The organism is Caproiciproducens puteiluti, from assembly GCF_052442865.1.
Lineage (GTDB): Bacteria > Bacillota > Clostridia > Oscillospirales > Acutalibacteraceae > Caproiciproducens.
This window is the reverse complement of record NZ_CP194790.1, coordinates 783,336-810,139: the sequence shown is the minus strand read 5'-3', so window position 1 is coordinate 810,139 and position 26,804 is coordinate 783,336. Positions and strand designations below refer to the sequence as shown.

Genomic DNA, 26,804 nt, shown 5'->3' with positions numbered 1-26,804 from the left:
ACCACCTTCTGCATAAATTCCCGCAATTTTTATCTGTCCCAGGGAATTCCGATATGGACCAGCGTGCGGTGCGGCGTACTGTCGATCAGGAAATCAATATCCCCTCCGAAAAACAGCTTTAAGCGCAGATAAACATTTTGCAGCCCGATATGCTGGTCCGACAGTTCGCCGTCGCTTTCATAAACGGACGAGCGCAGTTCCTTCAAGGCTTCGGCGGGGATGCCTACCCCGTTGTCTTCCACCTCCAGGCAGTTCCACCGGTCCCTGTGGAACGCGCGTATGGTGACCCGGCCCCCGTCGATCAGAGAGCCAAGTCCGTGCGTAATCGCATTCTCCACCAGGGGCTGCAAAATCATACAGGGAAGCTGCTGCTGCTCACAGGTGGGATTCACGTCGAAATGGAACCGGATACGGTCGCCAAAACGGCACTGCTGGATATAGACATACTCCTGCAGATTCGCAAGCTCGTCTCCCACGGTGACGGGCTGGGTGGATTTTCCGAGATTATACCGCAGATAATTGGCCGTACATTCTATCAGATGTGAGGTTTCTTCGGCATTTTCCATATAGGCCGTCTGAGAAATCATATTGAGCGTATTGAATAAGAAATGCGGATTGATGCGCGCCTGCAGTAGGCTGAGCTGGCTGCTCTGCAAAGCGCTGGTCATGCGGATGTTTTTCATTTCAATTTCCTGGAGCTGTTCCCGTATTCTGGCTCCTTTTTCGATTTGAGAAATCTGGTTCTGTATGGTGTCGAGCATCTTATTGAAGGCGGCGGCGAACAGCTCCAGTTCATCATTCGTCTGAATCCCGATATGCGTCTGCTTTGTCGGATTTTCCGTCACCTGAGCCGCAAATTCGGTCAGCTTTGCGACGGAGCGGGTAATCCCCGTGACCACCTTCCTGTAAAAGACCAGGAAGACACAGAATGCGGACCCCAGCAGAATCAGCTGCAAAAGGGTAAAAACAATGTTCAGCCGCTGCATCTGCAGCCGTTTCGCCTGTGCCGACACCAGCTTGACCGAATAAATATCCTTAAAGCTGACGTTGATGTAGGAAACGATATCCTGTGTCTCGGAATAGAGGCGGTTGATTTCGGAATCGCTGCCGAACCCCGGCGAAGAATGATTTTTCTGAAGCTGCTGCGTAAGCTCCCCGCTTTTGTCAAGATAGGTCTGCACCATATTGCACAGGTCGGCGACCTCCCTCGACCAGCTGCCCCGGAGCCCCTGTTCCAGCAAATCCGCACAGGCCTTCGTTTCAGCAGAGGACTTGAGATAATCGTCAAAGCTGGAAGCCCTCAAATAGGTGTAAATATCGAACAGATGCGTATTGGTGGTCTCCACTCCGGCAAACAGCCGGTTCAGGCTCAAAAGGGAGTCCATCTCCCTTTCGTACTGCCGGTTACTATATTGGTTGCACACAAAAGACACCGCAAAAAGCAGAAACATGACCAACAGGATCATAATATAGCCGCAGCTGTACTTCCGGCTGATGGTCCCGGCAGAAAAACGGCGTAGAATGGAAAAACGTTTTTTGGATTTTCTACTTGTCATACCGGTAATATCCTTCCTGGTCCAGATCAGCAGAGGTGATAAATACGGCCTGCGTATTGATAATATTGCTGCTGTATTTTCCCATCCTCACGAAACGGTCGATTTCCTGAACACAAAGGTAGCCCATCGTATGGATCTGCTGCAGGATCAGGCCGTCGACAATTCCTCGGGACAGACCCTTGATGGATTCGTTGGAATAGTCAAAACCAAGAATACACTGAATTCTCTTATCCTTTTCCGAAAGCATATTGCCGAAGGTCAGAGCTCCCGTTCCCTCGATACATACGACAGCGTCAATGTTCTGAGGCGACGAACAGATCTCCTTATATTTCTGCAGGACGGTGATGGAGTCGTAATTTCCGTAGTCCACGCGGAGGATTTTTACCTCCGGATACGCGGCGGCGGCGTCCCGCAGGCCGGAAAGGCGCAGCTCCAGATTAGGGTATCCCTCCGCCCCGCTGATTACGGCGACTCTCGCCCTTCCTTTGGTGAGCTGCACCAGCTTTTCTCCCATCAGACGCCCGGCGGCGTAGTTGTCCGTCCCGACATAGAGCCTTTTTCCGAACTGAGGAAGGTCGGTGTCGATAAAAACGACCTGTACTCCGGCACTGCGGGCATCCTCCAGCGCCTTTATGTAGTCCTGATTATCGATTCCCTGAACGATGACGGCATCCACCCGCGCGGCGGTGGCGGCTTTAATCAATTCGGTCATCTGAGGGATATTATAATTCAGCTGCGGCGTACAGATTTTGATATCCACGGGAAAATCGTCCTTCGCCGATAAAATGCCGTCCGAAATATCCGTCCAGTACCCGTAATCCCTGTGGGGAAGAACCGCCGTGATGCGCAGAGGTGCCGAAGCGGAGGAGCTTACGCCCGAAAAGCCGGCCCGGCACCCGAAACAGAAAATCAGCAGAAGCAGAGCCGCCAACGATAGAGAGAACCTTCTTTTCATTTCTCCATTCTCCTTTATTGCCTAAAAACAAACTCGTTTTGACAAGTATTATTATACATTATGAATAACGATTGTGAAGGCATAAAGAGAATAAACAGTTCAATCTTTCCTGGCATATTTGCGGACGTCCAGCGCCACGGCCCCGATAATGATCAGCCCTTTTACAACGTTCTGCCAGTAGGGGCTGATTCCGATAAAGGTCAGGCCGTAGCTGATGACATTGAAAATAATGACGCCGGCAAATACCCCGCCGACTGTTCCTACGCCGCCTGTAATCGAACATCCGCCGACGATGCAGGAAGCAATGGCGTCCAGCTCATAGGCGTTTCCGTACGCGCTTGTCGCGGAACCGGTCCGCGCGGCTTCCATACTGCCGGACAGGCCGTAAAGCAGCCCCGCAAGCGTAAAGGTAATCATCTGCATTTTGAAAAGGCTGATGCCGGACACCCGGGCCGCTTCCGGGTTGCCGCCCACCGCAAAGATATCTTTTCCCATGCAGGTTTTTGTCAGCAGCAGCCACACGGCCACAAGGCAGACAGCGGCGACGATAATCAGATAGGGCACCTCCAGAACGGACCCGCTTCCGAAGCTGCTGAACCCCTCGGTAAAGCTGCCCAGCGGCTGCGAGTTGTTCGGCGCCTTATTGAAATAAAGGCTGGAAACACCGAAAAGGATCATCTGACTGCCCAGGGTGGCCAGAAACGCGGGCACGCGGAGTTTGGAAACCGCCCACCCGTTAAAAGCACCGAACGCAACGCCGACCAGCATGGAGGCAAGGACAGGGACCACCACCGGCATTTCCGGCAGCCGCGGCCAGAATTTAGCCGTATAGGAGGCCTGCTGCGCCAGAGAGCCGGCGACGAGCGCCGCGAGTCCCAGCATCCTGCCGCCCGAAAGGTCCGCCGAACCGGAGATAATGATGAACATACAGCCAAGCGCCATCACGATGCGCACAGAGCTCTGCATAAAAATGTCACGGAATACGTCAAGGGAAAAGAAATTGGGGGAAATGACTCCAATGATAATGATAAGCGCGAGTAAGATAAAATAAATTGCGTTATTAATGATCAGTTCTTTGGGGTGAAATTTTGTTTTTTCGTTCATACGGCTGCTCCTCCTTCAAGATTGCTGTGGTAAGTGCTGGCAAGCAGCATAATCTGCTCGTCTGTGGCGGTTTTCCCGTCCAGAAGCCCGGACAGCCGTCCCTCGCACATGACCATGATGCGGTCCGACATCCCCATCAGTTCCGGCATTTCCGAACTGATCATGATGACGCATTTCCCTTCCGCGGCCATTTTCGTCATAAGGGTATAAATTTCATATTTCGCACCGACGTCGATCCCCCGCGTGGGTTCGTCCAGAATCAGAATGTCCGGATCGGTAAGCATCCATCTTCCAAGCAGCACCTTCTGCTGGTTTCCGCCGGAAAGATACTGGATCTGCGTTTTCATCGTCGGCGTCTTGATAGACAGCGATTCGATAAACCGCCCCGTGTCGTCGCGCCGCTTCTTTTCATTGAGAAACAGCCGGCCGCCGGTATACATTCTGCGGTGTGACGTTTGATTTGCCAGAACAAGATTTTCCTCCACCGAGAGCATCGGGATGATACCGGTCGCCCGGCGCTCCTCCGTAAGGAGGGCAACCCCTTTTTTGATGGCGTCCTGCGGGCGGCGGATTTTGACCTCTTCGCCGTTGATGGACACTTTGCCCGAAGCAACGGACCTCAACCCGAAAATCGATTCCATCAGTTCGGTGCGCTGCGCCCCCATAAGTCCCCCGAGGCCGAGGATTTCGCCCTTTCTCAGTGTAAAGCTGATGTCCTTGAAGGAGTGGGCGGACGGGGAGGTGAGGTGCTCGACCACCAGATATTCCTCGCCGGGCTTGTGTTCGCGCGCGGGGAAACGGTCGGTCATCTGTCTGCCGACCATCCTGCTGACGATCAGGTCCTGCGTCAGTTCCGAAGAGGGCCAGTTTCCCACCAGCTCGCCGTCTCGCATAATGGTTACTTCATCGGATATCTGGAGAATTTCTTCGATTTTATGCGAAATATAAATGATTGCGACGCCCTGCCCGGTCAGTGTTTTGATGATCTTAAAAAGAAGCTCCACCTCCGAATCCGAAAGGGAGGAGGTCGGCTCGTCCATAATGATCACCTTGGCGTTGTATGATACGGCACGCACGATTTCAATCAGCTGGCAGTGGGCCGCCGCGAGTTCCCCGACCGATTGCCGCGGGTCCAGCCTGATGCCCAGCCTGTCGAAAAGAGATTTGGTGTCGCTGTACATCTTTTTCTGATCGACCCATTTAACGGCCAGGCGCTTCTGATAGGGAGTACGCCCGACCCACAGATTTTCCATTACATTTTGGGTGCGTATCGGGTGCAGCTCCTGATGGATCATCGCGATCCCGTTCGTCATGGCGTCGCTGATGCTTTTGAACTGAACGGGGTTTCCTTCCACAAGGATTTCCCCTTCATCCGGGTGATACAGCCCAAATGCGCACTTCATCAGAGTGGATTTTCCGGCGCCGTTTTCCCCCATCAGGGCGTGGACCGTGCCCTTCCGCACCTTCAAAGAAACCCGGTCCAGCGCCTTTACCCCGGGAAACGACTTGCTGATCTCCCGCATTTCAAGGACAATGTCCGAAGATTCCACAAAATTTCCTCCTTTCTGAAAAAGCAGCCGGATTCTCTCCGGCTGCTTTGAGACATTGCCTTAATAAGATGCATCCTGTGTGTTTTCGGCCGTAATGCCGACATAGTTGATGTAAATATGATGGTCCTTGACGGTGACGCCGTCGATGCCTATGTTCTCCTGCGTAACCTCTTTACCTTCCTCCAGCAGAGACATCAGCTTATAGATGGACTTTCCGAGCGTAACAGGGTTATTCAGGGCGGTCCCCAAAAGGGTCCCGTTCTTGAGGGCCTCCACTCCGACTTTAGTCGCGTCAACGCCGACCACCGGGATGTAGCTGTCTTTATCTTTGAAGAAATTACTGGCTTTCAGCGCCTCGATTGCCCCCAGTGCCATATCGTCGTTGCACGCGATGACCGCCTCGACGTCCTTCTTACGCGCCTGAAGGATGGAGGCCATCTGGTTCTGTGCCTCCCCGCGCTGGTAGTTGCAGATTGCTTCCTGTATCAGATTCGTCTGGATTCCGGCGTCCTGCAGCGCCTGCACGGAATACTTTGCGCGGACCTGGGTATCGTAGTGCTGCTGAAGTCCGAGCAGCATGATATAATCCAGTTTCCCATTTTTATTGCGGTCTGCTTCCGGGTGCTCCTTCCAGTACTTGGCAAGCTGCTCACCGATGATTTTACCGGACTGATCGGCCAGGCTGGAAACATGGTAAACCTTGTCGTAAAGTTGGAACTCCTCGTCGCTCGGGCTGTCCGTGTTTGCAAAGATCAGCGTTGTGTTCTTTGCCTTCGCCTGTTTGATAATGTCCGCTTTGGCGTTGGTATTGATGTTGTTCAGTACCAGATATTTTACGTTCTGAGTATAGAAATTGTTGACGTTGTTCGTCTGGGTCGCAATGTCGTTCTGGCTGTCGGCATCGATCACCTTGATCTTCCCATCCTGTGCGGCGGCCTCGTTCAACGTTGTGCGGGCATTGGCGATAAACGTATCGCCGAAGTTGTACCACGCGACACCGGCAACCGGCTGCTTCCCGGTATTTTCCGCCTGTTGGGACGCGGCCGAACCCGTATCCCCGGAGCCGGAACTTGCAGGGACTGCGGAATTGCCGCCGGAGCTGCCGCATGCCGTAACGCCAAGCATCATGGAGAATGCAACAAGGACTGCCATTACTCTTTTCATCATACTTACCTCCTGTATTTTTGAGAATTTCTCTCTTGCTGTACTGATTATATCGGACAAATCGGAGGTAAGAAATGATAAATTTTTATAATGACTGCACAATCATGCTGTATCACTGCAATATTTTGCTGCCGATTGCACTTTCTTGCTATTTGGAAGAATAGGAATCCAGCGCACGCATGTCTTTCGCGATTTCACGCAGGATATCCTCCACCTGAGGAGCATAGCCGAGCCGGTCGAAGGTCCCGTGAAAAATACCACCGTAGCGGATTGCCCGGAAATCCACACCCGCCGTTTTCAGCATTCCGAGGTATGCGTCGCACTCCGCCCGCAGGAAATCATATTCCGCCGTAACAAGCAGGGTCTTTGGAAGGCCCTCGCATTTTGCAGCAATCGGGCAGTAATGGGAAGTATAGCGGTCCGTTCCCTCCGGCAGGTACCAGTTGTTCACTTCTCCGCTCATTTTTCCTGTCAGCCCTATCTGTTCCCGGATCATGGGATCGTTGTCCGGATTGTCATATAATTCCTCTTTCCAATAATAATAGGGTTCCTCAGAAGACAGCGCGCTGCTCAGCTTCGGATAGATCAGGCACTGGTAGCCGATCCTTCCCCTCCCCTCGTCGCGGTCCGCAACGGAAAGGGCCGCCGACAGATTGCCGCCCGCCGAATCGCCGGCGACGCCAATCCTTTTCCGGTCGATTCCAAACGTATCGGCACCGGAATAGACCCATTCCAGCACAGCCTTGCAGTCGTCGAAAGCAACCGGATAAGGATGCTCGGGCGCAAGCGGGTAATCCACCGAAAAGACCACACCGTCCATCAGCTGCGCCAGCAGCTTGCACTGATTCTCCACCGTCTCGATATCTCCCGCCACAAAAGCGCCGCCGTGAATGAAGAGGATGCAAGGACGGGACTTCCCCGTACCCGGTATTTCGTAGCGCCAGACGGAAAACGGCCCGTGCTCCGACAGCAGGACATGCCTTTCCGAAACGACATGGGAACTAAGGTCTCTGCTCCGCCAGCCGAACGTGTACCGGATCTGTGACAGCACGCTGTAATTTTCCGGCTGCGGCGGACCGAACAGCCGGTCCGCATTCGCCAATAATTCGTCATCGTAACGCTCGGGATGGCGGATAAAATCTTCCCGCACGGCATGGCTGGCCAACGCGGTCCGCGGGTCCATCTTCCCCCCCACGCGATCATAGCAGCTGCGAATTTCAACCGCCGCCCCATTCTTTAATATTTCTGTTTTGACATCTTTCTCCAAACTGACCAATAACTGCCGATACCTTTCCTTTTCCATCAGAACTGCCTCCTTTAATGATCCGGCCCTGTGCCCCGGACTGATTCTATAGAATGATCATAACATCCAAAACGAGAACCGTCGATTATATATTTCTGCACTGATTCTCTTATCTTGCAATCCCGGTCGGGAGAAGTCATCTACGCAATTCCATTTCAGTTTGCGAGACAAAGCGCGTTCCTCCCCCGCCGAAGGCGGGGGAGGAACGCAACCTTGTTGCAGAATCAACCGGAAATGCTATAAGAGGGAAAAAAGAGTTATAATTAAATTGATGATATAACAACTTTTTGGAAACCCAAAAACGTCTAATCAGTGTTCTTAAGAATAAGCACACAGGCAGGAGGTAAAAAAGTGGCAGATGACGAGCAGATTTTCCGGAAAATCATCGATCAGCGCGACCGGTTTTACCGGGTTGCATATAGCTATGTAGGCAACGAACAGGATGCGATGGACGTTGTACAGGACGTAGCATATAAAGCCGTTAAAAACCTCAGAAGATTAAGGGAGCCCGAATACGCGGAAACCTGGCTTTTTCGGGTTACCATCAACACTTCTTTGGATTTCTTACGAAAACGGAGCCATGAACAGGTAGGACTTCCTACAGAAGAAAAAGGCGCAAATGACGATTACGAATCCCTTACGGTTTTCGATATGCTCCGCCAGCTTGATCACACCAGCCGGGCGGTCATCATCCTGCATTTCATGGAAGGAAAAACCTTTCAGCAAATATCGGCTATCATTGAGAAAAATGTCAATACCGTAAAAACCCTCTATTACAAATCATTGAAAACGTTGAAGATTCAACTTTCTGAGGAGGCTATAAATCATGTCAATGAGTCAAAAAGATTGGAATGATTTCATCGTTCAGTACGAACAATTTCATGCACCCCGGGAGTTGGAAGAAAGGCTGAGACAAATGGAAAACGAATATCAGAAAAAGAAACACCCCAGCCCCCTTTTCCTTTGGAGCCGGAGAGCAGCCGCCTGCTTGTGCTGTGCAGTGATCGGGCTTTCAGTCGCCGCCAACACCAGTGCGGCGGCTGCGGAAACACTGCAAAATATCCCGATCATTGGCCCTATTACAAAAGTGGTCACCTTCCGCCATTATCAATCCGGGGATGCGGACATCAGGACACCGCATGTCACAGGGCTGGGTGATAAAAAGGTGGAAGAAAAACTGAATCAGGAATTCGACCAATACGCCGATGTTCTCATCGCGCAGTACGAGTCCGATATAAAAGGAATGGGAAGCAGCGCAAAGGAAGCGGTAACATCTTCCTATAACGTGCTGGTAGAAAACGACTCCCAACTCACAATTGCCATACGCACTGTTTTAGTCAGCGGAGATTCCATGGAAATTGACCGGTATTACAATATTGAAAAGAGCTCAGGGAAAATTCTAAAGCTTTCCGATCTTTTCAAGAGCAGTTCCGATTATGCTGCTCCGATTAACACTTACATCTCAGAAAAAATTCAAAAATCCTCCGAGGATTATTTTACCGATACGGATGCTTTTCAAACAATTGCAAAGGACCAAAATTTCTATATCAACAAAAGCGGAAAACTGATCATTGTTTTTGACGAGGGCAGCATTGCTCCAGCCTACAGGGGCATAACAGAATTTACCATTCCCACAGACCTGATTGCCAGCATTCTAGCAGACGGCAGCATGATTCATTGAGCAGGAATTGCAGTACAAAATGTTAGACGATAAAACAGCGCTCCATACATGTTAGGTATGGAGCGCTGTTTTATTCGGAAGAATTCCAGGAGCCGCGCAACGGTTGCTGAATACAAACCGGCTTGCTGTCATCAAACCGCTCCTGGCAGTTCTAACTGCCGATCTTAAGCGCGTCTCCGGATGACGAAAATAAAGCGTTATAACTCCTCGCTTTGGTTGATGGATCCCTTAAAAACTGTCAGAAGTAAAATTTTGATATCGAGCAGGAATGTCCAATTTTCAATATAATAAATATCACATTTTACCCGTTCTTCAATGGAAGTGTCCCCCCGCCATCCGTTAACCTGCGCCCAGCCGGTAATCCCGGGCCGGACAAGGTGTTTCAGCATATAGAGCGGAATCTCTTCCCTGAACTTGTCCACAAAGAAAGGACGCTCCGGGCGTGGCCCGACAAGGCTCATATCTCCTTTCAGCACATTGATGAGCTGAGGCAGTTCGTCTATGCTGCATTTACGAATCAATGTCCCAAATTTGGTGCGGCGGCTGTCGTTTTTGGTCCCCCACGTGACCATGTCGGAAGACCCGCCATCCACCCTCATCGAACGAAATTTGTACATTTTAAAAGATTTCTTATTTCTCCCAACCCGCTCCTGACGATAAATGACCGGTCCGGGAGAAGTCATTTTCACTCCGATCGCGGTGATTAACAGCAGCGGAGAAAACATAATCAGCGCAATCGCTGAAACAACGATATCAAAAAGCCGTTTGCTAAAACTGTTCAGCATATTGTCAAGAGGGACCTTGCGAATATTGATCAGCGGCATACCTTCTACTTCATCAATATAGGGTTTCGTAGGGAGATATTTTGTATAGAACGGCAGTAAATTCGATTTGACGCCTGCCTTTTCGCACGCTTCAATAATCCCGCCCAATTCGGAAAATTCGTTATAGTCCAAGGAAATAATCACTTCGTCGATGCCCTTCTCTTCAAGCAGGGAGGACAGCGTCCCGAAGCCTCCGGCATATTTGATTTTCCTGTCAGCAACATTTACCCTGCTGTGGCTGAGATATCCTATGAAATCATACCCCAAACCGCGATTAATCGTCACCCGGTCATAGAATTCAGCAGAAATCTCATTCCATCCAACCAGAAGAAGATGCTTGATATTGTACCCTTTTGCCCTCATCCGGCGGAGCAGTTTCCTCAGCGCCAATCTGCTGAAAAAAGACAGCACCGTATTGATGCCCCCAAAGAAAAGAATGACCATTCGGGAAACATGAACTTCCTTGAGGAAAAAAACCAATACAAAGATAAAAATGACTCCCACAAAATTCGCCTGAATGATTTTACCTGTTTCAGAAATAATGGACTTATGACGAAAAGAATCATGTAAACTCAGATAATGATAGAAAACAAAATAGGCCGGAACAACATACAGCATGATTTGGAGATAGTAATTCAGTCCAATGTAGAAGGAACCCTGATAATTAAAAAAGTGCAGGATAAAGGCAAGCACCATGGATAATACACAAAGAGCCGCGTCGCTGACAGCAAGTATGGCATTGAGAATTTTCTGATTTTCTTTTATCATTTTTATTCCTCTTAATTTTTTATGTAATTCTATTCTCATATTCTATAGGATTCTGATTAATGATACAAGACTAATTTACATAATTCTCCAAAAAAACGCTGCTGAGTGTTGTATGTCCCCTCAGCGAATGCTATAATAATAAAATCCAGTTGTTAATTTAAAAGGAAAGCAGGTCTGTCATGTTAGCCTACAACTTACTTTTGCTGTTGATTTTGATTTTAGGGATTTGCTTTTGTGAGATAAAAAAAAGCAAACAAAACAATATGGTCTTTCTGTTTCTTGCTTCCGCAGCAATGATTATTCTATCCTATCTTAGAGCCGACACCGTCGGGATCGATTATAAGCAATATGCAACCTATTTTTCACAGGTAAGAAATGGCGGATGGTCGTTCCTGATCAGCAGTGCGAACGGATATCGCATTGAACCGGGATACAGCCTTTTGAATTACCTCGTATCTCTATTCACCGGCGACGTACATATCTATATGCTGGTTGTCGCCATTATTACCGTAAGTCTGACCGCGGTTCTTTTCTATCGCTATTCGCCCATTCCCTGGATCGGGATGTTTGTATACATCAGCTTCGGATTCTATGGAAATTCCCTGAGCTTTATCCGGCAGTCCATTGCGATCTCTATCTTTTTGTTTTCCATCCATTTCCTGAAAAACAAGAAATTCCTTCCCTATCTTCTGATCGTACTGCTGGCAGCCTCTTTCCACAAATCGATAATCATTATGGTTCCGGTATATTTCATCGCACACATTAAGGTAAACTGGAAATCACTCACGGCATACGCCGGATTGACTGCTCTTGTGATGGGACTGTCCTGGCCGTTGTTTAATTTTGTAACGAAATACGTATACCAGTATTACGCCACCCAGGAAGGCCTCTATTACATGATGGGACGTGACTGGCAGACAGCGGCCATACCGGTGATTACAACTGTAACCGTATTGATTTTGAAAGATTTTATATTGAAGCGCGATTCCAAAAACGTTGTGCTGATTAATCTTTCCGTTTATTCGGGTCTGCTTTACATCATGACCTGCCAGCACTTCCTGTTCCAGCGCTTCGGCATGATGTTCTTTACCTCTGTGATTCTTCTCATACCGGAACTGCTTTCCAGCGTCGGCACGGAAAGCGTACAGGCAGACGTACTGAATCACGCAGAGGCATTAAAAGCCAAAAGCAAAGAGCAAAAGAAAAAGGTCCTGCAAGAGCGCCGTCAGGCAAAGAGCCAATTGAATATGCACAAATATATTTACTACTATGCCACTGCGGCAGTGGTGTTTGTCGGATTTCTCTATCATGTTTGGATCTTACTGCAAAACCGTATCAATTTGACACCCTATATAACATTTTTCACTCAAAAATGATTTCAGAAAATTTTTATATTCTTACTTTACAGCAGAACCTTCTGACTTGGAACTTTTTGTTTTTGAGCGGCGATCGCTGACAAAAACAATAATCCATAATAATCATACGTAACCGAGAGCATCAGGAAACAGTCCTGATGCTCTCGGTCTTACTGCACAAAGAAACCCGTCCTCATTTATCGTGAAGGACGGGTTCCATAATGAACCGAAACTGCAGCCTCTACAGTTCTTCTATACGCTTAAGGTCCGACGAGCACCCCAATATTTGCAGCATTTCAGCATGGGAACAGCTTTGCCTTGCTTTGACCGACAGCAGGACGGAGGTTGCTTTTTTTTCAGTTGTTTTATTTTTAATCACCTGAATATCCGATATTTCCATGTCCTTTTCTTTTGCCAGATTAATGAAAGCGCCCAAACCTACAGGGGCGTCAAACTCCAGATATAAATCAAGCTGTTTCGAATGATATCTCAATCGTTCATCCAATTTATGCAAAACCGTCATAACGCAGAAAATTGCGATTCCGCCGACGATCGCCCCCTGGTAGAATCCTATTCCAATAGCGAGACCTACGCAGGCGGATGCCCAGAGCCCCGCCGCCGTGGTGAGTCCTCTCACCTGATTTCTGCCGGTAATGATGATTGTTCCCGCACCAAGGAAGCCGATTCCGCTGATTACCTGAGCCCCTAACCGGCTAACGTCGCCTGTGTGAAAAGTAGTAAACACATACTGGTTTGTCATCATTACCAGAGTCGAGCCGAGGCACACCAATATATAGGTCCTGAACCCCGCGGGATGCCTCTTTCTTCCACGCTCAAATCCCAGCGCTCCACCAATAATCACCGACAGGAATATTCGCACGGTGATTGAAAAAAAATTTATGTCCTGAAGCAATTCAAATTCCTTTATGATAAATCTCCTCCCCCTGCTGTAGAATTTGTGCCGAAAAGAAGGCATCTTGAACTGCAGGGCCGTACAGCGCGTGCCGGGAATTAACTATCCCGCAGCCTGAGAGCAACATCCGGCTTGTTGGTAATAATTCCGTCTGCGCCCTTTGCATATACGAGACGCATATCGTCCGGTTCATCTACGGTCCAGACGTTAACCTTCAGTCCGGCCTCATGAGCTTTATCGACCTGGCCCTCCATGAGACCGAAGCGAAAATAAGGATGCAGGCAGTTCGCCCCGATTGACCTGGCATAGGCCCACGGATTTACCAGCCCTCCGTGATATAAAAGGCCGATGCATGCTCTTGGCATTACCCTGCGCAGAGCCAGCAGGCTGTAATGATTAAACGAGCAATACATGATTCTGTCTGCAAGCCCAAAGTCTTGAATCAGCTTTGCGAGCTGTTTGGCCAATATCGGATTTGGCTTTCGTTCCTCCTTGATCTCGATGTTTAAGCGAAGAGAATTGCTCCGCATAAAATCAAGGACTTCCGGTAAAGCCGGAATTTTCGCCCCTTTATATTCAGGATGAAGAATGCCTGCGTCCAGCATTTTCAGCTGGGCCATAGTGCAGCCTTCAACCGGTCCCGTCCCGTTTGTCGTCCGTTCCAGTGTCTCATCGTGAAAAACCGCCAGCTGTTCATCGCTGGTAAGGTGAATATCCAGTTCGATTCCGTCCGCGTTTTGTTTTGCCGCAAGAGCGAAAGACTCCAGGGTGTTTTCCGGCGCCATAAAGGAGCTGCCCCGATGCGCCCAGACTACTGTTTTCATTATTAGACCATTCTCCTCTCAATCAGTTGATTAATTTCTCTGATTTTTTTCGGATCATATTTAAACTCATGCATTTTGTTCAACAGGCCGTTGGTTTCCTGCTGGACATCAGCTAATTGTGTGTAACAAAAGCCGCAGAGAATTTCAGAATCATTCAGGACAGTAATCAGGCGTCGGTATACTTCCAGAAATTCCTTTTCACTGTGGGCACAGGTATAACCCCAGCCCTCTTCCCCCTCAGCCCCGGATATTCCTCCGAATTCCGTCAGGATTACAGGCTGACCCTGATAATGATAGCCTTTTACAAAAGGCAGGTGACTGACAATTTTTCCGCTTTCGATTCCCGGCCAGGTTTTTACACACTCTGCAAACACCAGTTGCTGCCGGCGGTCGTCTTCCGTGCCGTGGCTGTAGCTATGTATGGCGCAAACATCGGTTTCCGTCATTTCCCACCCATCATTTGATATGACCAGGCGGGTACTGTCCAAGCTGTGGGCCAAATGATAAAGCGAGGCGGCATAATGCTGCTGCATAAGATTGTCGTAGATCTGAGGTACGCCCCAGCTTTCATTGAGCATCCCCCAGACAATAATAGAGGGGTGGTTATAATCCCTGTGAATGACCTCTTCCCATTCCTTTATAAATTGCGCGGCGGCCGAAGGAGTATAGCTTATGAAACTCGCCATTCCCTCCCAAACCAAAAATCCCAGCTTGTCGGCCCAGTAGAGGAACCTGGGGTCTTCCAGCTTCTCATGCTTCCGGCAGCCGTTAAAGCCCATTGCCTTTGCACGCAGAATATCCTGTCGAAAAGCTTCGTCATCGGGAGCCGTCAGAAGACTTTCTTCCCAGTACCCCTGATCCAGCAATAATTTTTGATAGCACGGATGATTGTTGAGGTAGAGCATTCCGTTTTCTACCGAGATTTTACGCATTCCAAAATAACTGCTTACGGTATCCGCAGCCTTCCCGTCTTCCAGCAGCTGAGCAGTTACATCAAACAATGTGGGGCTGTCCGGGCTCCAGCACAAACCATCGGAATGGAAAGGACCGGAAAGCACATGGTTTCCAAAAACCGTAACCGTGAAGCTGTCTTCATATTCACGGCATAACAGTTCTCCGCTGAAAAAGGTTTCGCCCTGTAAAGTGATCTCCCATTTGGAAGAGCATGGCAGCGGGGTGCCGTCCCCTAAACGATAGGAAATTTTCACCTGTCCGTTATCAATATCCGGTGTAAAGTGAATCCATTCAAAGCAGGCCTTTGTTCTGGGCTCTATCCATACGCTCTGCCAGATACCGGTCGAACCGGTATACCAGATATACTCGGGTTTCTCCCGCCAGAACTGTTTACCGCGAGCAATGGTTTCATCGGTGGGAAAATCCTCGACTATAACAAAAATTTCTTCCTCTTTCCAATTGACATCATCCGTGATGTCCAGTTCGAACGGAGTATGGCCTCCCACATGACCGCCAACGTATCTGCCGTTGACGCAGACCTTGCACCGGTAGTCTGCTGCGCCGAAATGCAGTACAATATCCTTCCCCCGCCATCCGGTCGGGACGGTTAATTTTCGCTTATAAGTAACGGTGCGACATGTCTTCTGATCGTTTATACCGCTTTTTTTACACTGATACACAAAAGGCACCTGTATTTTACATGCCGGACCGTATTCAAAAGAAAAGTCCCACTCCCCATTCAGTGAAAGCCAGTCTTTACGAACAAAATCGGCGCGTGGATATTCGTTTCTCAATTCTTTCTCCCCCTATTTGATTCCCGACTGAGTAAAGCCGCGTACAATATATTTATTCAGGAACATGAAAATCAAAATAGTGGGAATAACCGCTACAACGGTCGCCGCCATCATCAGACCGGGGTTCACGTAGTTTTCGCCGAGGACAAGAGATGCGATCCCGAGCGTGATCGTGTTCATTTCGGTGCGGCTGACCACCAGTGACGGCCACAGATAGGTATTATACAATCCCAAAAACACAATAAATCCCTGAGTAATCAAAATAGGTTTAACGGAAGGAAGCACAATACGCAGCAAAATTTTCACAAGGGAAGCGCCGTCCACAAAAGCGGCTTCCTCCAGTTCTCTTGGAAATCCCAGCATAAACTGATAGATCAGATACACTGTCATCGCTCCGGCACCCGAGGGAAGGATCAGCGGAAGATAAGTATTAAGCATTCCTATATTTTTAAAAATATAAAAAAGCGGAAAACAGGTTACAATTTCAGGAATTGCCATTGCCCAGATCAGTCCGATAAGAATCCCCTTCTTAAATGGAACATTCAGCCTTGCTAAGGAATATGCCGCAAGAGTGCTGGTGATGAGTCTCAGCATCGTTCCCAGGACAGTGACCACAAGCGTGTTGAAAGCCCATTTCAAAATCGGGGCGCTTGAAGTCTGATTAAACAAATCGACATAGTTTTTGAAAGTTACCTGCTGCGGCAAGAGCGAGCTGGAGCCCAAAGCATCCGAGAGTCCCTTAAAACTGGTGGATACCATAAACAGCAGCGGAAGTAAAAACGCATAAGCAACAATGCAGGCAATGATTGTCAGTATGATGTTCGGTATTTTTTTTGTTATCACTTTGCGATCTCCTTTTTTCCCGATTTCCTTTACCCGCTGGGCAGAATACCCATCAAATCGATGGATGTGCGGTTATGCTCATTTTATCCTGATCTTTTCTTTTTCTTTTGTCATAAAATATTGCCCTAAAGAGACCGCCATAATGATCAGCCCCATTAAGATCGCCATGGCGTTGCCTATCCCCATGTTATTTTGGTCCATAATGGCGGAATTGATGACCATAATAAGAGGCTTGGTTGTTTGTCCGGGTCCCCCTGCGGTCATTAGCCGAGGTTGCCCATATACATTAAAAGAGGCAATGATTGTCGTCATTAACACAAAGAAAAAAATATTTTTGATATTAGGCATCGTGATCGACACGAATTTCGTCCAGAAGCCCGCGCCGTCAATGGCGGAAGCTTCGTAGATACTGACGTCAATTTCATTGAGCCCGTTGATAAACAGCATCATATTATAACCGATGGTCCACCACACCGTCGCTATGGTAAGGGAAATCCAGACAAAGGGCTGTGACTCCAGCCAAGGGACGGGAGCCGCTGTTATTTTCAGGTTCATCAGAAGATTGTTCAGATAGCCTCCGTTCCCTTTGAGCATCCAGATAAAAATAGACGCAACCGCCGTGACGGACACGGAATATGAAATAAAATATATTGTGCGGAACAGCCCTTTCACTTTGTTTGGAAGATTGTCTACCAGCAAAGCGAGCGCAAGGCTGAGCAATACCAAAGGCGGGACACTGAGAGCGACAAAAATCAGCGTATTTTTCAGGCCCAGGAAGAACGAGCTATGGTACATGGAAGAAGAAAACAAAATTTTTATGTAATTGTCAACTCCAATAAATCCCCGATCGCCATTGATCAGTGAAAAATTGTGCAGACTCATATAAAAGCCATAAAAAAACGGAACCAGCCAGAACAATATAAAAAACAGAACAAACGGTAAAATGAAACAGACGGAAACCTTTTTGCCCGCTTTCATGTTTAACTCCCCTCTCAGGATATCTAAAACTTTTTCAATTACAGGCGGGGGATAAATCCGCCCGCCTGTCTGTCTTTTATTGCTGAGCCAACTCGGCTGCGGACTCGGTTGCCTTCTTCAGTTCAGGCATCAACTGTTCCTTTGTCAGATTCGGCGTTTTAATAACCATATTGTAAACCGTCTCATTTGCGTATTTAATTTGCTCGCGCACGTTGTAAAGCGGGGGTAAAATCTCACATTTGTCGAGGATGTCGAAGGTTACCATGGATACGGGATACTGATCGGGATTCTGTTTAATATACTCAATTGTTTTAAGATGAACGGGGGTTTGTCCGGCATCCGCCCAGATCTTCATGACCTCCGGCTGATAGGCGTATTTGAAGAATGCGGCAATACCGTCCAGTTTTCCCTGATCCGTCACTTTGGAGGAAACGGCAAAGTTGTGGCCGCCGGCGGGAACCTTCAGCTCTTTTCCCAACACAGGGATTGCCGCTATGCCTAAATCGTCGCCATACTTTTCCTTTGCCGCGGTGTAGTTCCACGGGCCCATCAGCGCGACTGCCGCCTGCATATTGGTCTTGCCCTTCACATTTTTCATAAAAGCGTTCAGATGATCATTCGCGCCCAGATTTGCCGGGCTAAGCCGGTCATTATAAATTAATTTGTTCAAAGCAAGGAAAGCGTTGCAGGCTTCCTCGGTATCAAAGTTCAGATGCCCGTCTTTTACGAAATTAACGCCGTACTGAGTCAGGAATGTCATATACAGCCACTGATGGTCACCGGTAAGCGGTACGGCCATCGGATAAATGCCGCTTTTTTCAGAATCCAGCTGATCGCGCAGCGAAACGAGGTCCGAATAGGTTTTAGGCGCGGTTTTCACCAGCTTTTTGTTGTAAAACATGGTATTGGCATATAGCCCCAGCGGCACAGCGTAAATACCGTCGTCATATTTTGTGTAAGAGGTAGTGATGCTGTGGAAATCATCGAGCGAAATACCGGCCGCCTTGTAGACATCGGACAATTCGCGAAGCAGTCCGTCCCCATGATAAGTAGATATCCAGTCCGAGTGAATAACCAGCATATCGAAGTCGTCCGATTTAAACTTTACATATTCGTCTGCCGTCGTCAGCTCATCGATTTCGTATTTGTCCTGCGACGCATTAAATCCATCGATGATTTTCTTCATGTAAGCGCCGTCGCCGCCGGTAAAGCCGTCGATAAAAGAAATTTTTACTTTTTCCCCGTTACCTGCCGCGGACCCTGCGGAATCCGCTGAAGAACCGGACATGCTTTGACCAGATGAGCCGCTCTGACATCCCGTCAGGAGAGAACCTATTAATGCGAGTGCCGTGACCATAGAAATTAGCTTTTTCATTAACATCCTCCCATTCTCATTGTGCACGGCTTGCATTTTTCGGGCTGTTATATTACAATAATTATGAAACTAAATGCACTCCGCGCATCTTTTCTGAATTTGTTACATATTTTATGTAACTTTCACTATTTATATAGTACTTTTATATTTCAAAAATGTCAAGTTATATTCTAAAATATTCTTGATATCCTGAATAATTTTATTAGTATTGATAAATTACAATTCTTTTTAGAGTATATAATTACATAATTTAAAAAACAATCATAAAACAGGAGGCGAACCGCCGTGTCCAATAAAACAAAAAAGGCGATCAAAATTATTGGCGAGCGCGATATTTCTTTAAACCTGGACAACCATCAGCATCAGGAACAAATCATCAAGATTGCCAAAGCGCTGTCTATTCCAGCCCGCCTGCAAATTTTAAATCTGCTTAAGTTTAAAGCGCTCTCCATACAGGAAATTGCAGGCACACTGGATTTACCCGTTTCCTCTGTCGCCCTGCACATCCGTTTCTTAGAGGATGCCAAAATGGTGATAACAGAGTCCCAGCCCGGGCTGCGCGGTTCTATGAGGGTCTGTGTTTCCAGCGTGCAGTCTATCCACATTGATACTGCGGAAGAGGAGTTTGACCCCTCAAAAAAAGCGGTTTCCGTAGACATGCCCATCGGGAACTACTATCATTGTTACGTGGAACCCACTTGCGGACTTGCGGACGCGAACGGAGAAATGATGGATAACTACGACAGTCCCAAGGCGTTTTTTACACCGCGGCGGGGCCAGGCGCAGTTGATCTGGTTTCAGCAAGGTTATGTGGAATATCGCTTTCCGAATTACGCGGAGCCTCAGCTCTCCATTAAGGAGCTTTCCTTTTCCCTGGAGCTTTGCTCCGAAGCGCCGGGTTATATGGAAAACTGGCCTTCGGACATTACTATTTCCATAAACGATCTGGAGCTCACCACCTATCGCTGTCCCGGTGACTTTGGAGCACGGCACGGGAACTATACCCCCGCCGGCTGGCAGAACGGAAAAACCCAGTACGGCATACTGAAAACTTTTTCTGTTCGTCAAAACGGCGGTTTTTTAGACGGGGATCTGGTAAATCCTCACATTTCTCTCACGCAGCTGAACATTCAGGACCGGCCTTATATTTCTATTAAAATAGAAATTAAGGAAACGGCACAATATGTTGGCGGAATCAACATTTTCGGTGAAAAATTCGGGGATTACCCACAGGGAATTCTCATGAGAATTATTTACTGAGCCGGTACCGCTGCTGAAAACCCCGGATTTAAAAAAACGCAGGAGTCTGCGATCAAACTGGAAATCCGCATCGACGAAATTACGGCAAAAAGGCTGCAAAGGCTTTATAGCGCCTGAAGCTCTTGACAAAACCAAAACCGGGATGCATAATAATTGAAAACGCAGCGGGGCGTATCAGGGAAATTCCCTGATACGCCCCGCTTTTCGGAAATCTTATTGACAGACAGAACCCGGCGGCACCGTTTGAGCAAAGGAAAGCAAGGGTGTTTTTCACGGCTTAAACTGTGGTAAACGCCCTTTCTGTACATTGATCCGCCAGCAAACGACACGATTTCCAACTTCGTATTTTAGGAGCACTCAACATGATCGTCCACAAAACTTCATTTTTCAAGAAAGGATTTTTTTAGAATGCTGAATTTTAAATACTCTATCCCGACAGAAATATTTTTTGGAAAGGGCCAGATTTCCGCTCTTCCCGGCGAACTGCTCCGCTATGGGAGTAGCGTGCTGCTTGTTTACGGCGGCGGCAGCATCAAGCGGGCGGGACTTTACGACACTGTTGTACGGCTGCTTTCCGGTGCCAAAATCGCTTACTGGGAGCTTGGCGGCGTTGAGCCGAACCCCAGGATCGACACAGTGCGCGCCGGTGCAAAGCTGTGCAAAGAGAATGGAATCGATACCGTCCTTGCGATCGGCGGCGGCAGCAGCATCGATTGCGCGAAGGTCGTGGCGGCCGCGGCAAATTATGACGGCGACGCATGGGATTTAGTGCTGCATCCTGATAAGATCGGCAAGGTTCTGCCCATTGCCGCCGTGCTCACCATTGCGGCGACCGGCTCGGAAATGGACCGGATTGCCGTGATATCCAACATGGCTACGAATGAGAAGCTTGCGACGAGCCATGACGGCCTGCGCCCGCGCTTCGCCGTCATGGACCCGGAATACACCTACACGGTTCCGAAATACCAGACCGCTTCCGGAACGGCGGATATTTTCAGCCACGTACTTGAAAGCTATTTTGTAAAAACCCCCGGCGTTTATCTTCAAAGACGGTTTTGTGAGGCCCTGCTGAAAACGTGTCTGCATTACGGACCGAAAGCGATGACCGATCCGGAGGATTATGAAGCGCGCGCCAACCTCATGTGGGCTTCCTCCCTCGCGATCAACGACCTGATCACCTACGGGACGGAACGCCGGTGGACGGTGCATCCCATTGAGCACGTACTCAGCGCGCATTACGATATCACGCACGGCGTCGGCCTCGCCGTATTGACGCCGAACTGGATGCGCTTTGTGTGCGGATTTTCGGAAAACCTCCCGTATTTCGCGGAATACGGGGTCAATGTATGGAACCTTCCTTCCAGCCTTCCGCAGGAAGTGCTGGCACAGCAGGCCATTGAAAAAACGGAGGGCTTCTTCGAAGCGCTGGGCCTGCCGAAACATCTGAGTGAGCTGGGGATTCCCATTGACCTTCTGGAGCCAATGGCGGAACAGGCGGCCGGCAGCGGCCGGGTAGGAGGATTCCATCCCCTTTCAAAAGAGGATGTATATTCTATTTTAAAAATGTCGTACTAATTTACACCGCAGTGAATACTATAAAGTTAAATGAATTTTTTCCGTACTGATCTTTCATTTACAAAAAGCGTTTTGTTATCTTGCATCATTTTCAAAAACAGACATCCTACTTATTTGTAAGCATTACCACCGGAAACGCTATTGACATAATCCCGTGTACCCGCTATAATAATCACATATAAAACACAGTGATGAATAAAAACCAAGAACAAAGGCGTTCTGACTTTAACTGTCAGAACGCCTTCGCTTATATGCAGGAAATTATCAATTATTATTCAAATCGACCCTAAGCGACTGCATATCGATCCGGGAATTTTTCAGCGGCCTAATAAAATCGGAGGGAAATGAGAAGCAATGAAACTGAGTGAGTATGGTAAAACGGCGGAAGATGTGAAGGCTCTGGTCAAAAAGTATATGATCGACACCTACGAGCGCTATAACTTCGTTTGTGAGCGCGCGAAAGACATGTACCTTTACAATGAGAAGGGCGAAGCGTACCTTGATTTTTACGGCGGAATCGCGGTGAACAGCGCGGGCAACTGCAACGAAAAGGTCGTGGCGGCCGTTCGGGACCAGGTCGGCGACGTGATCCACACCTTCAACTATCCGTACACCCTGCCGCAGGCGCTGCTTGCCGAAAAGATATGCACCACACTGGGTTTTGACAAGATTTTTTATCAGAGCACCGGAACCGAAGCAAACGAAGCGATGATCAAGATGGCAAGAAAATACGGGGTCGAAAAATACGGAAAGAACAAATATCACATCATCACCGCGAAAAAGGGCTTCCACGGCAGGACCTACGGCTCCATGTCGGCAACCGGCCAGCCGGACAACGCCTGCCAGATCGGGTTCAAGCCGATGCTTCCAGGCTTTACCTACGCGGATTACAACGATCTGGAATCGTTCCGGTCCCAGGTAACCGAGGACACCATCGCGATTATGGTCGAGCCGATTCAGGGGGAGGGCGGCGTCATTCCAGCAACCCCGGAGTTTTTGAAGGGGCTGCGTTCCCTCTGTGATGAAAAAGGGCTGCTTCTGCTGTTTGACGAGGTGCAGACCGGCTGGTGCAGAACGGGAGACGTTATGGCTTTTATGGGATACGGGATAAAACCGGATATTCTCTCCATGGCCAAGGCGATGGGCGGCGGGATGCCGATTTCCGCCATCGTGACCAGTTCCGAAATCGCAACGGCATTCACCGCAGGCTCCCACGGAACCACCTACGGCGGAAACGCCGTCTGCTGCGCGGCCTCGCTCGCACAGGTAACCGAGCTGATCGGCCGCGACCTGGCCGGCAATGCAAAGAAAATGGGCAATTACCTTGCGGAAAAGCTCCGCACGCTTCCCCATGTGAAAGAGGTCCGGGGCAAGGGCCTCTTGATCGGCATCGAGTACGACGGACCGGTCGGGCTGGAAATCAAACACGGCTGCTTTGACCGCAAGATGCTGGTCACGCTGATCGGCGACCGCGTTATCCGACTGATTCCGCCGCTGATTCTGACGGAAAAGGACTGCGACGCAGCCTTTGAAATTCTGAAAGAGGTCTCGGAAACAATCTGAATTTATTTGAATCATCTATGAGTTGGCAAGGGCGCTTATGAACAAACCGTTCATCTGCGCCCTTTTTCTATCTCCGCGGCGGCCCGGCGGGCCGGATTTAGAACTGCAATATTTGATACGTCAGGAGGTATCGGACAGATGGGTGCCAATATCAGAATGGAAAACATCGATAAACGCTATAAGCTGGCAAATGTCATCAGGGACGTCAATATCGAAATTCAGGACGGGGAATTTCTGACGATTCTGGGACCGAGCGGCGCCGGAAAAACCACGCTGCTGAAAATGATCGCCGGATTTGAGGACCCCTCCAAAGGAAAAATCCTCATCAACGGGAACGACATATCCAGAACGCCGATTCATAAGCGCAACATCGGGATGCTGTTCCAGAACTACGCGCTGTTTCCGCATATGACGGTCTATAAAAATGTGGAATACCCGCTGAGTGTGCGGAAAATGTCAAAGAAGGAACGCAAAGAAAAAATCGACGCCGTTCTCAAGCGGGTACGCCTGTCGGAATACGCGTCGCGTTACCCCCGGGAGCTCAGCGGCGGCCAGCAGCAGCGCGTCGCGCTGGCCAGGGCGCTGGTGTTCGACCCGCTGATCCTTCTGCTGGACGAACCGATGGCCGCGCTTGACAAACAGCTGAGAAAACAGATGCAGCTGGAAATCAAGGAAATCCACCGGGAGCTTGGCATCACCACGGTTTCCGTCACGCACGACCAGGAGGAAGCCCTGACCATGGCGTCCAAGGTCTGCATTATGAAGGACGGCATGATCGAGCAGGTCGCAACGCCAGTGGAAATATACGAAAAACCGGCGTCCGTATTCTGTGCCAAATTTATCGGAGAAGCAAACGTAATCCCCTGCCCGGTGGTTTCCGTCGATGCCGCCGGAAAAGGAAAGATCAGCGTTCACGGGCTGGTGATTCCGGCCCCGGACCAAACGCGCAGCTACGCGGCGGACGATACGGTCAACATTGTAATCCGGCCAGAAAAAATCAATCTGGTCGACGATTCCTACGGTGGACTGAAATTCAGTGGGACTGTGGAACAGTGTGTTTATATCGGAGACTGTCTGAAGCTGAAGGTCCGCCTGACGAACGGGCACCATTTGAAAGTCAAAGTATTTACTAGCTATGCGCTGTCCTTAGACGTGGGTGACGAAGTGCTGCTCGGCATTTCGGAAGAGGATATTGTTCAGGTAAAGCCCTGAAACAGGTCTTTTGCGCTTAACTGTCTATGTTCTATATAAAGGAGAACCACATTCTGTCGAAACAAGAGGAGGCTACAACGATGAAAAAGAGTGCAAATGCGAAAAAAGGAATCCGGGTCCTTTCCGCTGTGATGATCGGAACCATCTTCCTTTCCCTGACCGCCTGCGGCGGCAGCCAGACCGCCACATCCTCCGCAGCGGGTTCCGCATCCGCCGCCGGAGCGTCCAGCGGGAAAAAATGGGCCGGAAAAACCCTGACGGTCTGCAGCTGGGGCGGCGCGATTCAGGCGGCACAGAAAAAAACGATCTTCGATAAATTTGCCGAAGAGACCGGCTGCACCATCGTGGAAGATACCGATCCCAGCCCCGCAAAGGTAAAAGCAGCCGTCCAGGCGGGAAAAATGGAGGTCGACGTATGGGACGTTGACACGGACTTTGCTTTCCGCGGTGAAAAAGAGGGCTTATTTGAAAAGCTCGACTTTAACGTCATCAAAAAAGACGGTCTGGTTGAAAACTTTATCACGGAATATTCCGTGCCGTCGGAAATGTCCGCAATCTGTATTTCGTGGAATACGAATCAATTCTCCGAATCGAACCGGCCGAAAAACTGGACGGAATTCTTTGACACCGCGAAATTCCCCGGCAGCCGCACGCTGTACTCCAACCCGATGTCCATGCTGGAAGCGGTGCTGATGGCGGACGGCGTTTCGATCGACAAAATGTATCCGCTCGACGTGGACCGTGCCTTCAAATATCTGGACGCGCATAAAAAAGACATCCAGACCTTCTGGGATTCCGGTTCCCAGTCCGTCCAGCTGGTTTCCAGCGGCGACAACCCGCTCGGCGAGGTCTGGGCAGGCCGTATCATCAAGGCGAAGGAAGAGGGCCAGCCGGTGGAATACGACTGGAATCAGGCGATCATCACCAGCGATTCCTGGGTGATCGGAAAAGGCTCGAAAAACGTTGAGATGGCAAACGACTTCATCGCATTCGCAACCTCCGCGCAGGTTGTGGCAGACTACGCAATCGAGTATCCCGGCAACGCGCCCTGCAACACGGACGCCTACAAGCTCATGACGCAGGAACAGATCGACAAGCTGGCGTCCTCACCGGAAAAAGTAAAGAATCAGGTTTACTACGATGTAAAATGGTGGGTCGACAACTATGACGCCGTTTACCAGCGCTTCCAGGAGTGGAAATTAAGCTGATTGACGATGGTCTTTACGGTAAACCGCCGCAGTACAGCACTGCGGCGGGCTGCCGTTTCCGTACGAAGAAACACAAACCGACTTTTACAGCTTAGCAGGGAGGCTTTCTAATGGTAAAAGATTTTGAAGTCGCGATGGACGGAATCCGATATAAAAACACAGCGAAGACGGTGAAAGACGAGAAAGCGGAGCGGAAGGGTCTGCTCGGAAGAAATTTATTCAGGCCGTGGATGCTGATTATCCCTCCCGCGCTGTTTTTTGCGGTTTTCCTGATTTTTCCGCTGCTGCAGATTCTTGCGCTCAGCTTTACGGGCGCCCAAAGCGCCCTGACCGCGGACTCCTATGTCAAATTTTTCAGCAGCGACGTCTACCTGAAGGTGATTGCGACCACCTTCCGCATCAGCATTGTCGTAACCCTGGCCTGTCTGGTTCTGGGCTATCCCGTGGCATACGCTATGACGGTCTGTTCCAAAAGGATCAGCTGTCTGATAATGATCGGCGTGATGATTCCCTTCTGGACCAGCCTGCTGGTGCGCACCTACGCGTGGATGATTTTGCTGCAGACCAACGGCGTGATCAACGACATTCTGAAAACGCTCGGCCTGATCCGGCAGCCGCTGGAACTGATGCACAATGAGCTCGGCATTTATGTCGGCATGACGCATATCCTTCTTCCCTATATGATTCTTTCGCTTTACCCCGTGATGCAGGGAATCGACCGCAATCTGATTCTGGCTTCCCGCACGCTGGGTGCAAAAAAGGGCTATACCTTCTTCCGGGTTTTCGTGCCGCTCAGCATGCCCGGCGTTTCCTGCGGCTCGATCATCGTTTTCGTCAGCAGCATCGGCTACTACATCACCCCTTCCCTGCTGGGCGGAACCAAAAACGTGATGATTTCACAGACCATACAGGCACAGATCAACAAGCTGATGAACTGGCCGTTCGCTTCCTCTATCTCCGTCGTGCTTCTGGTTCTGACGTATATCATTCTGTTCCTGTCCAAAAAAATTATGCATGTGGAAAAACTGTGGTAGAAAGGAGGAGC

Annotated in this window: 22 protein-coding genes; 9 read left to right on the top strand and 13 right to left on the bottom strand. The window is 49.3% G+C overall.

The features are described from left to right. Positions 1–29: 29 nt before the first annotated feature. From ACRQU7_RS03975 to ACRQU7_RS03950, 6 genes are all read right to left on the bottom strand, one after another. Entirely contained in the window at positions 30–1,556 is a 1,527-nt protein-coding gene (locus ACRQU7_RS03975; protein ID WP_444643893.1) for a sensor histidine kinase, read from the bottom strand. Beyond that, positions 1,546–2,511, bottom strand: a complete 966-nt coding sequence (locus ACRQU7_RS03970) for a sugar ABC transporter substrate-binding protein (protein ID WP_444643891.1) — start codon at positions 2,509–2,511, stop codon at positions 1,546–1,548. Before ACRQU7_RS03970 ends, ACRQU7_RS03975 begins: the two co-directional genes overlap by 11 nt. Before the next feature lie 99 nt (positions 2,512–2,610). Further along, positions 2,611–3,615 (bottom strand): galactose/methyl galactoside ABC transporter permease MglC, encoded by a 1,005-nt coding sequence (locus ACRQU7_RS03965; protein ID WP_444643889.1) that lies wholly within the window; start codon positions 3,613–3,615, stop codon positions 2,611–2,613. After that, positions 3,612–5,138, bottom strand: coding sequence for a sugar ABC transporter ATP-binding protein (locus tag ACRQU7_RS03960; RefSeq protein ID WP_444645496.1), 1,527 nt, complete (start codon positions 5,136–5,138; stop codon positions 3,612–3,614). The genes ACRQU7_RS03965 and ACRQU7_RS03960 overlap by 4 nt, the downstream gene beginning before the upstream one ends. Before the next feature lie 87 nt (positions 5,139–5,225). Further along, positions 5,226–6,329 carry a galactose ABC transporter substrate-binding protein gene (locus tag ACRQU7_RS03955; protein ID WP_444643887.1) on the bottom strand — a complete coding sequence of 368 codons (1,104 nt, stop codon included), beginning with the start codon at positions 6,327–6,329 and terminating at the stop codon, positions 5,226–5,228. Positions 6,330–6,477: 148 nt separating this feature from the next. Then, positions 6,478–7,632: an alpha/beta hydrolase gene (locus ACRQU7_RS03950; protein ID WP_444643885.1), complete on the bottom strand. Its 1,155-nt coding sequence runs from the start codon at positions 7,630–7,632 to the stop codon at positions 6,478–6,480. 351 nt (positions 7,633–7,983) lie between these two features. Here ACRQU7_RS03950 and ACRQU7_RS03945 point away from each other — a divergent pair, with 351 nt between their 5' ends. Both ACRQU7_RS03945 and ACRQU7_RS03940 read left to right on the top strand, forming a co-directional pair. Beyond that, on the top strand, positions 7,984–8,487 hold the full coding sequence (locus ACRQU7_RS03945; protein ID WP_444643883.1) for an RNA polymerase sigma factor: 504 nt from the start codon (positions 7,984–7,986) through the stop codon (positions 8,485–8,487). Beyond that, positions 8,459–9,313, top strand: coding sequence for an RsiV family protein (locus tag ACRQU7_RS03940; RefSeq protein ID WP_444643881.1), 855 nt, complete (start codon positions 8,459–8,461; stop codon positions 9,311–9,313). The genes ACRQU7_RS03945 and ACRQU7_RS03940 overlap by 29 nt, the downstream gene beginning before the upstream one ends. 197 nt (positions 9,314–9,510) lie before the next feature. Here ACRQU7_RS03940 and ACRQU7_RS03935 read toward each other — a convergent pair whose 3' ends face one another. After that, complete coding sequence (locus ACRQU7_RS03935; protein WP_444643879.1) at positions 9,511–10,905, bottom strand: undecaprenyl-phosphate glucose phosphotransferase; 1,395 nt, start codon at positions 10,903–10,905, stop codon at positions 9,511–9,513. Between the two features lie 263 nt (positions 10,906–11,168). Here ACRQU7_RS03935 and ACRQU7_RS03930 point away from each other — a divergent pair, with 263 nt between their 5' ends. Further along, positions 11,169–12,281, top strand: coding sequence for an EpsG family protein (locus ACRQU7_RS03930; RefSeq protein WP_444643877.1), 1,113 nt, complete (start codon positions 11,169–11,171; stop codon positions 12,279–12,281). Between the two features lie 220 nt (positions 12,282–12,501). Here the strand turns inward: ACRQU7_RS03930 and ACRQU7_RS03925 are convergent, their stop codons facing one another. The 6 genes from ACRQU7_RS03925 to ACRQU7_RS03900 all read right to left on the bottom strand — a co-directional run bounded on the left by ACRQU7_RS03925 (position 12,502) and on the right by ACRQU7_RS03900 (position 18,941). Beyond that, complete coding sequence (locus tag ACRQU7_RS03925; RefSeq protein WP_444643875.1) at positions 12,502–13,173, bottom strand: MgtC/SapB family protein; 672 nt, start codon at positions 13,171–13,173, stop codon at positions 12,502–12,504. Between the two features lie 98 nt (positions 13,174–13,271). Further along, the gene (locus tag ACRQU7_RS03920) at positions 13,272–13,997 is read right to left on the bottom strand and encodes a glycerophosphodiester phosphodiesterase (protein ID WP_444643873.1); all 726 of its coding nucleotides are present in this window, start codon (positions 13,995–13,997) and stop codon (positions 13,272–13,274) included. 2 nt (positions 13,998–13,999) lie between these two features. After that, entirely contained in the window at positions 14,000–15,745 is a 1,746-nt protein-coding gene (locus ACRQU7_RS03915) for a glycoside hydrolase family 2 protein (RefSeq protein ID WP_444643871.1), read from the bottom strand. Positions 15,746–15,757: 12 nt separating this feature from the next. Further along, the gene (locus ACRQU7_RS03910; protein ID WP_444643869.1) at positions 15,758–16,588 is read right to left on the bottom strand and encodes a carbohydrate ABC transporter permease; all 831 of its coding nucleotides are present in this window, start codon (positions 16,586–16,588) and stop codon (positions 15,758–15,760) included. A gap of 78 nt (positions 16,589–16,666) precedes the next feature. Next, complete coding sequence (locus ACRQU7_RS03905; RefSeq protein WP_444643867.1) at positions 16,667–17,566, bottom strand: carbohydrate ABC transporter permease; 900 nt, start codon at positions 17,564–17,566, stop codon at positions 16,667–16,669. Positions 17,567–17,642: 76 nt separating this feature from the next. Further along, positions 17,643–18,941, bottom strand: a complete 1,299-nt coding sequence (locus ACRQU7_RS03900; RefSeq protein WP_243122572.1) for an ABC transporter substrate-binding protein — start codon at positions 18,939–18,941, stop codon at positions 17,643–17,645. A gap of 285 nt (positions 18,942–19,226) precedes the next feature. On the opposite strand from ACRQU7_RS03900, the gene ACRQU7_RS03895 reads away from it, so the two are divergent. From ACRQU7_RS03895 to ACRQU7_RS03870, 6 genes are all read left to right on the top strand, one after another. Then, positions 19,227–20,201 (top strand): ArsR/SmtB family transcription factor, encoded by a 975-nt coding sequence (locus tag ACRQU7_RS03895; RefSeq protein ID WP_444643864.1) that lies wholly within the window; start codon positions 19,227–19,229, stop codon positions 20,199–20,201. A 408-nt stretch (positions 20,202–20,609) separates the two neighbouring features. After that, positions 20,610–21,776, top strand: coding sequence for an iron-containing alcohol dehydrogenase (locus ACRQU7_RS03890; RefSeq protein WP_444643862.1), 1,167 nt, complete (start codon positions 20,610–20,612; stop codon positions 21,774–21,776). Positions 21,777–22,130: 354 nt separating this feature from the next. After that, a complete protein-coding gene (locus tag ACRQU7_RS03885; RefSeq protein WP_444643860.1) occupies positions 22,131–23,339 on the top strand; it encodes an aspartate aminotransferase family protein in 1,209 nt (402 codons plus the stop codon). 138 nt (positions 23,340–23,477) lie between these two features. Next, positions 23,478–24,551 carry an ABC transporter ATP-binding protein gene (locus tag ACRQU7_RS03880; protein WP_444643858.1) on the top strand — a complete coding sequence of 358 codons (1,074 nt, stop codon included), beginning with the start codon at positions 23,478–23,480 and terminating at the stop codon, positions 24,549–24,551. Between the two features lie 80 nt (positions 24,552–24,631). Next, positions 24,632–25,759: an ABC transporter substrate-binding protein gene (locus ACRQU7_RS03875; RefSeq protein ID WP_444643856.1), complete on the top strand. Its 1,128-nt coding sequence runs from the start codon at positions 24,632–24,634 to the stop codon at positions 25,757–25,759. Between the two features lie 110 nt (positions 25,760–25,869). Further along, positions 25,870–26,793 (top strand): ABC transporter permease, encoded by a 924-nt coding sequence (locus tag ACRQU7_RS03870; RefSeq protein ID WP_052010430.1) that lies wholly within the window; start codon positions 25,870–25,872, stop codon positions 26,791–26,793. Positions 26,794–26,804 lie beyond the last annotated feature (11 nt).

Bases quoted from the DNA above. Each gene is read 5' to 3' on its own strand.
- ACRQU7_RS03965 (WP_444643889.1), bottom strand. From the start codon at position 3,615: ATGAACGAAAAAACAAAATTTCACCCCAAAGAACTGATCATTAATAAC.
- ACRQU7_RS03905 (WP_444643867.1), bottom strand. From the start codon at position 17,566: ATGAAAGCGGGCAAAAAGGTTTCCGTCTGTTTCATTTTACCGTTTGTT.
- ACRQU7_RS03960 (WP_444645496.1), bottom strand. From the start codon at position 5,138: ATGCGGGAGATCAGCAAGTCGTTTCCCGGGGTAAAGGCGCTGGACCGG.
- ACRQU7_RS03885 (WP_444643860.1), top strand. From the start codon at position 22,131: ATGAAACTGAGTGAGTATGGTAAAACGGCGGAAGATGTGAAGGCTCTG.
- ACRQU7_RS03880 (WP_444643858.1), top strand. From the start codon at position 23,478: ATGGGTGCCAATATCAGAATGGAAAACATCGATAAACGCTATAAGCTG.
- ACRQU7_RS03950 (WP_444643885.1), bottom strand. From the start codon at position 7,632: ATGGAAAAGGAAAGGTATCGGCAGTTATTGGTCAGTTTGGAGAAAGAT.
- ACRQU7_RS03955 (WP_444643887.1), bottom strand. From the start codon at position 6,329: ATGAAAAGAGTAATGGCAGTCCTTGTTGCATTCTCCATGATGCTTGGC.
- ACRQU7_RS03935 (WP_444643879.1), bottom strand. From the start codon at position 10,905: ATGATAAAAGAAAATCAGAAAATTCTCAATGCCATACTTGCTGTCAGC.
- ACRQU7_RS03875 (WP_444643856.1), top strand. From the start codon at position 24,632: ATGAAAAAGAGTGCAAATGCGAAAAAAGGAATCCGGGTCCTTTCCGCT.
- ACRQU7_RS03900 (WP_243122572.1), bottom strand. From the start codon at position 18,941: ATGAAAAAGCTAATTTCTATGGTCACGGCACTCGCATTAATAGGTTCT.
- ACRQU7_RS03970 (WP_444643891.1), bottom strand. From the start codon at position 2,511: ATGAAAAGAAGGTTCTCTCTATCGTTGGCGGCTCTGCTTCTGCTGATT.
- ACRQU7_RS03975 (WP_444643893.1), bottom strand. From the start codon at position 1,556: ATGACAAGTAGAAAATCCAAAAAACGTTTTTCCATTCTACGCCGTTTT.
- ACRQU7_RS03870 (WP_052010430.1), top strand. From the start codon at position 25,870: ATGGTAAAAGATTTTGAAGTCGCGATGGACGGAATCCGATATAAAAAC.
- ACRQU7_RS03920 (WP_444643873.1), bottom strand. From the start codon at position 13,997: ATGAAAACAGTAGTCTGGGCGCATCGGGGCAGCTCCTTTATGGCGCCG.
- ACRQU7_RS03930 (WP_444643877.1), top strand. From the start codon at position 11,169: ATGGTCTTTCTGTTTCTTGCTTCCGCAGCAATGATTATTCTATCCTAT.
- ACRQU7_RS03940 (WP_444643881.1), top strand. From the start codon at position 8,459: ATGTCAATGAGTCAAAAAGATTGGAATGATTTCATCGTTCAGTACGAA.
- ACRQU7_RS03890 (WP_444643862.1), top strand. From the start codon at position 20,610: ATGCTGAATTTTAAATACTCTATCCCGACAGAAATATTTTTTGGAAAG.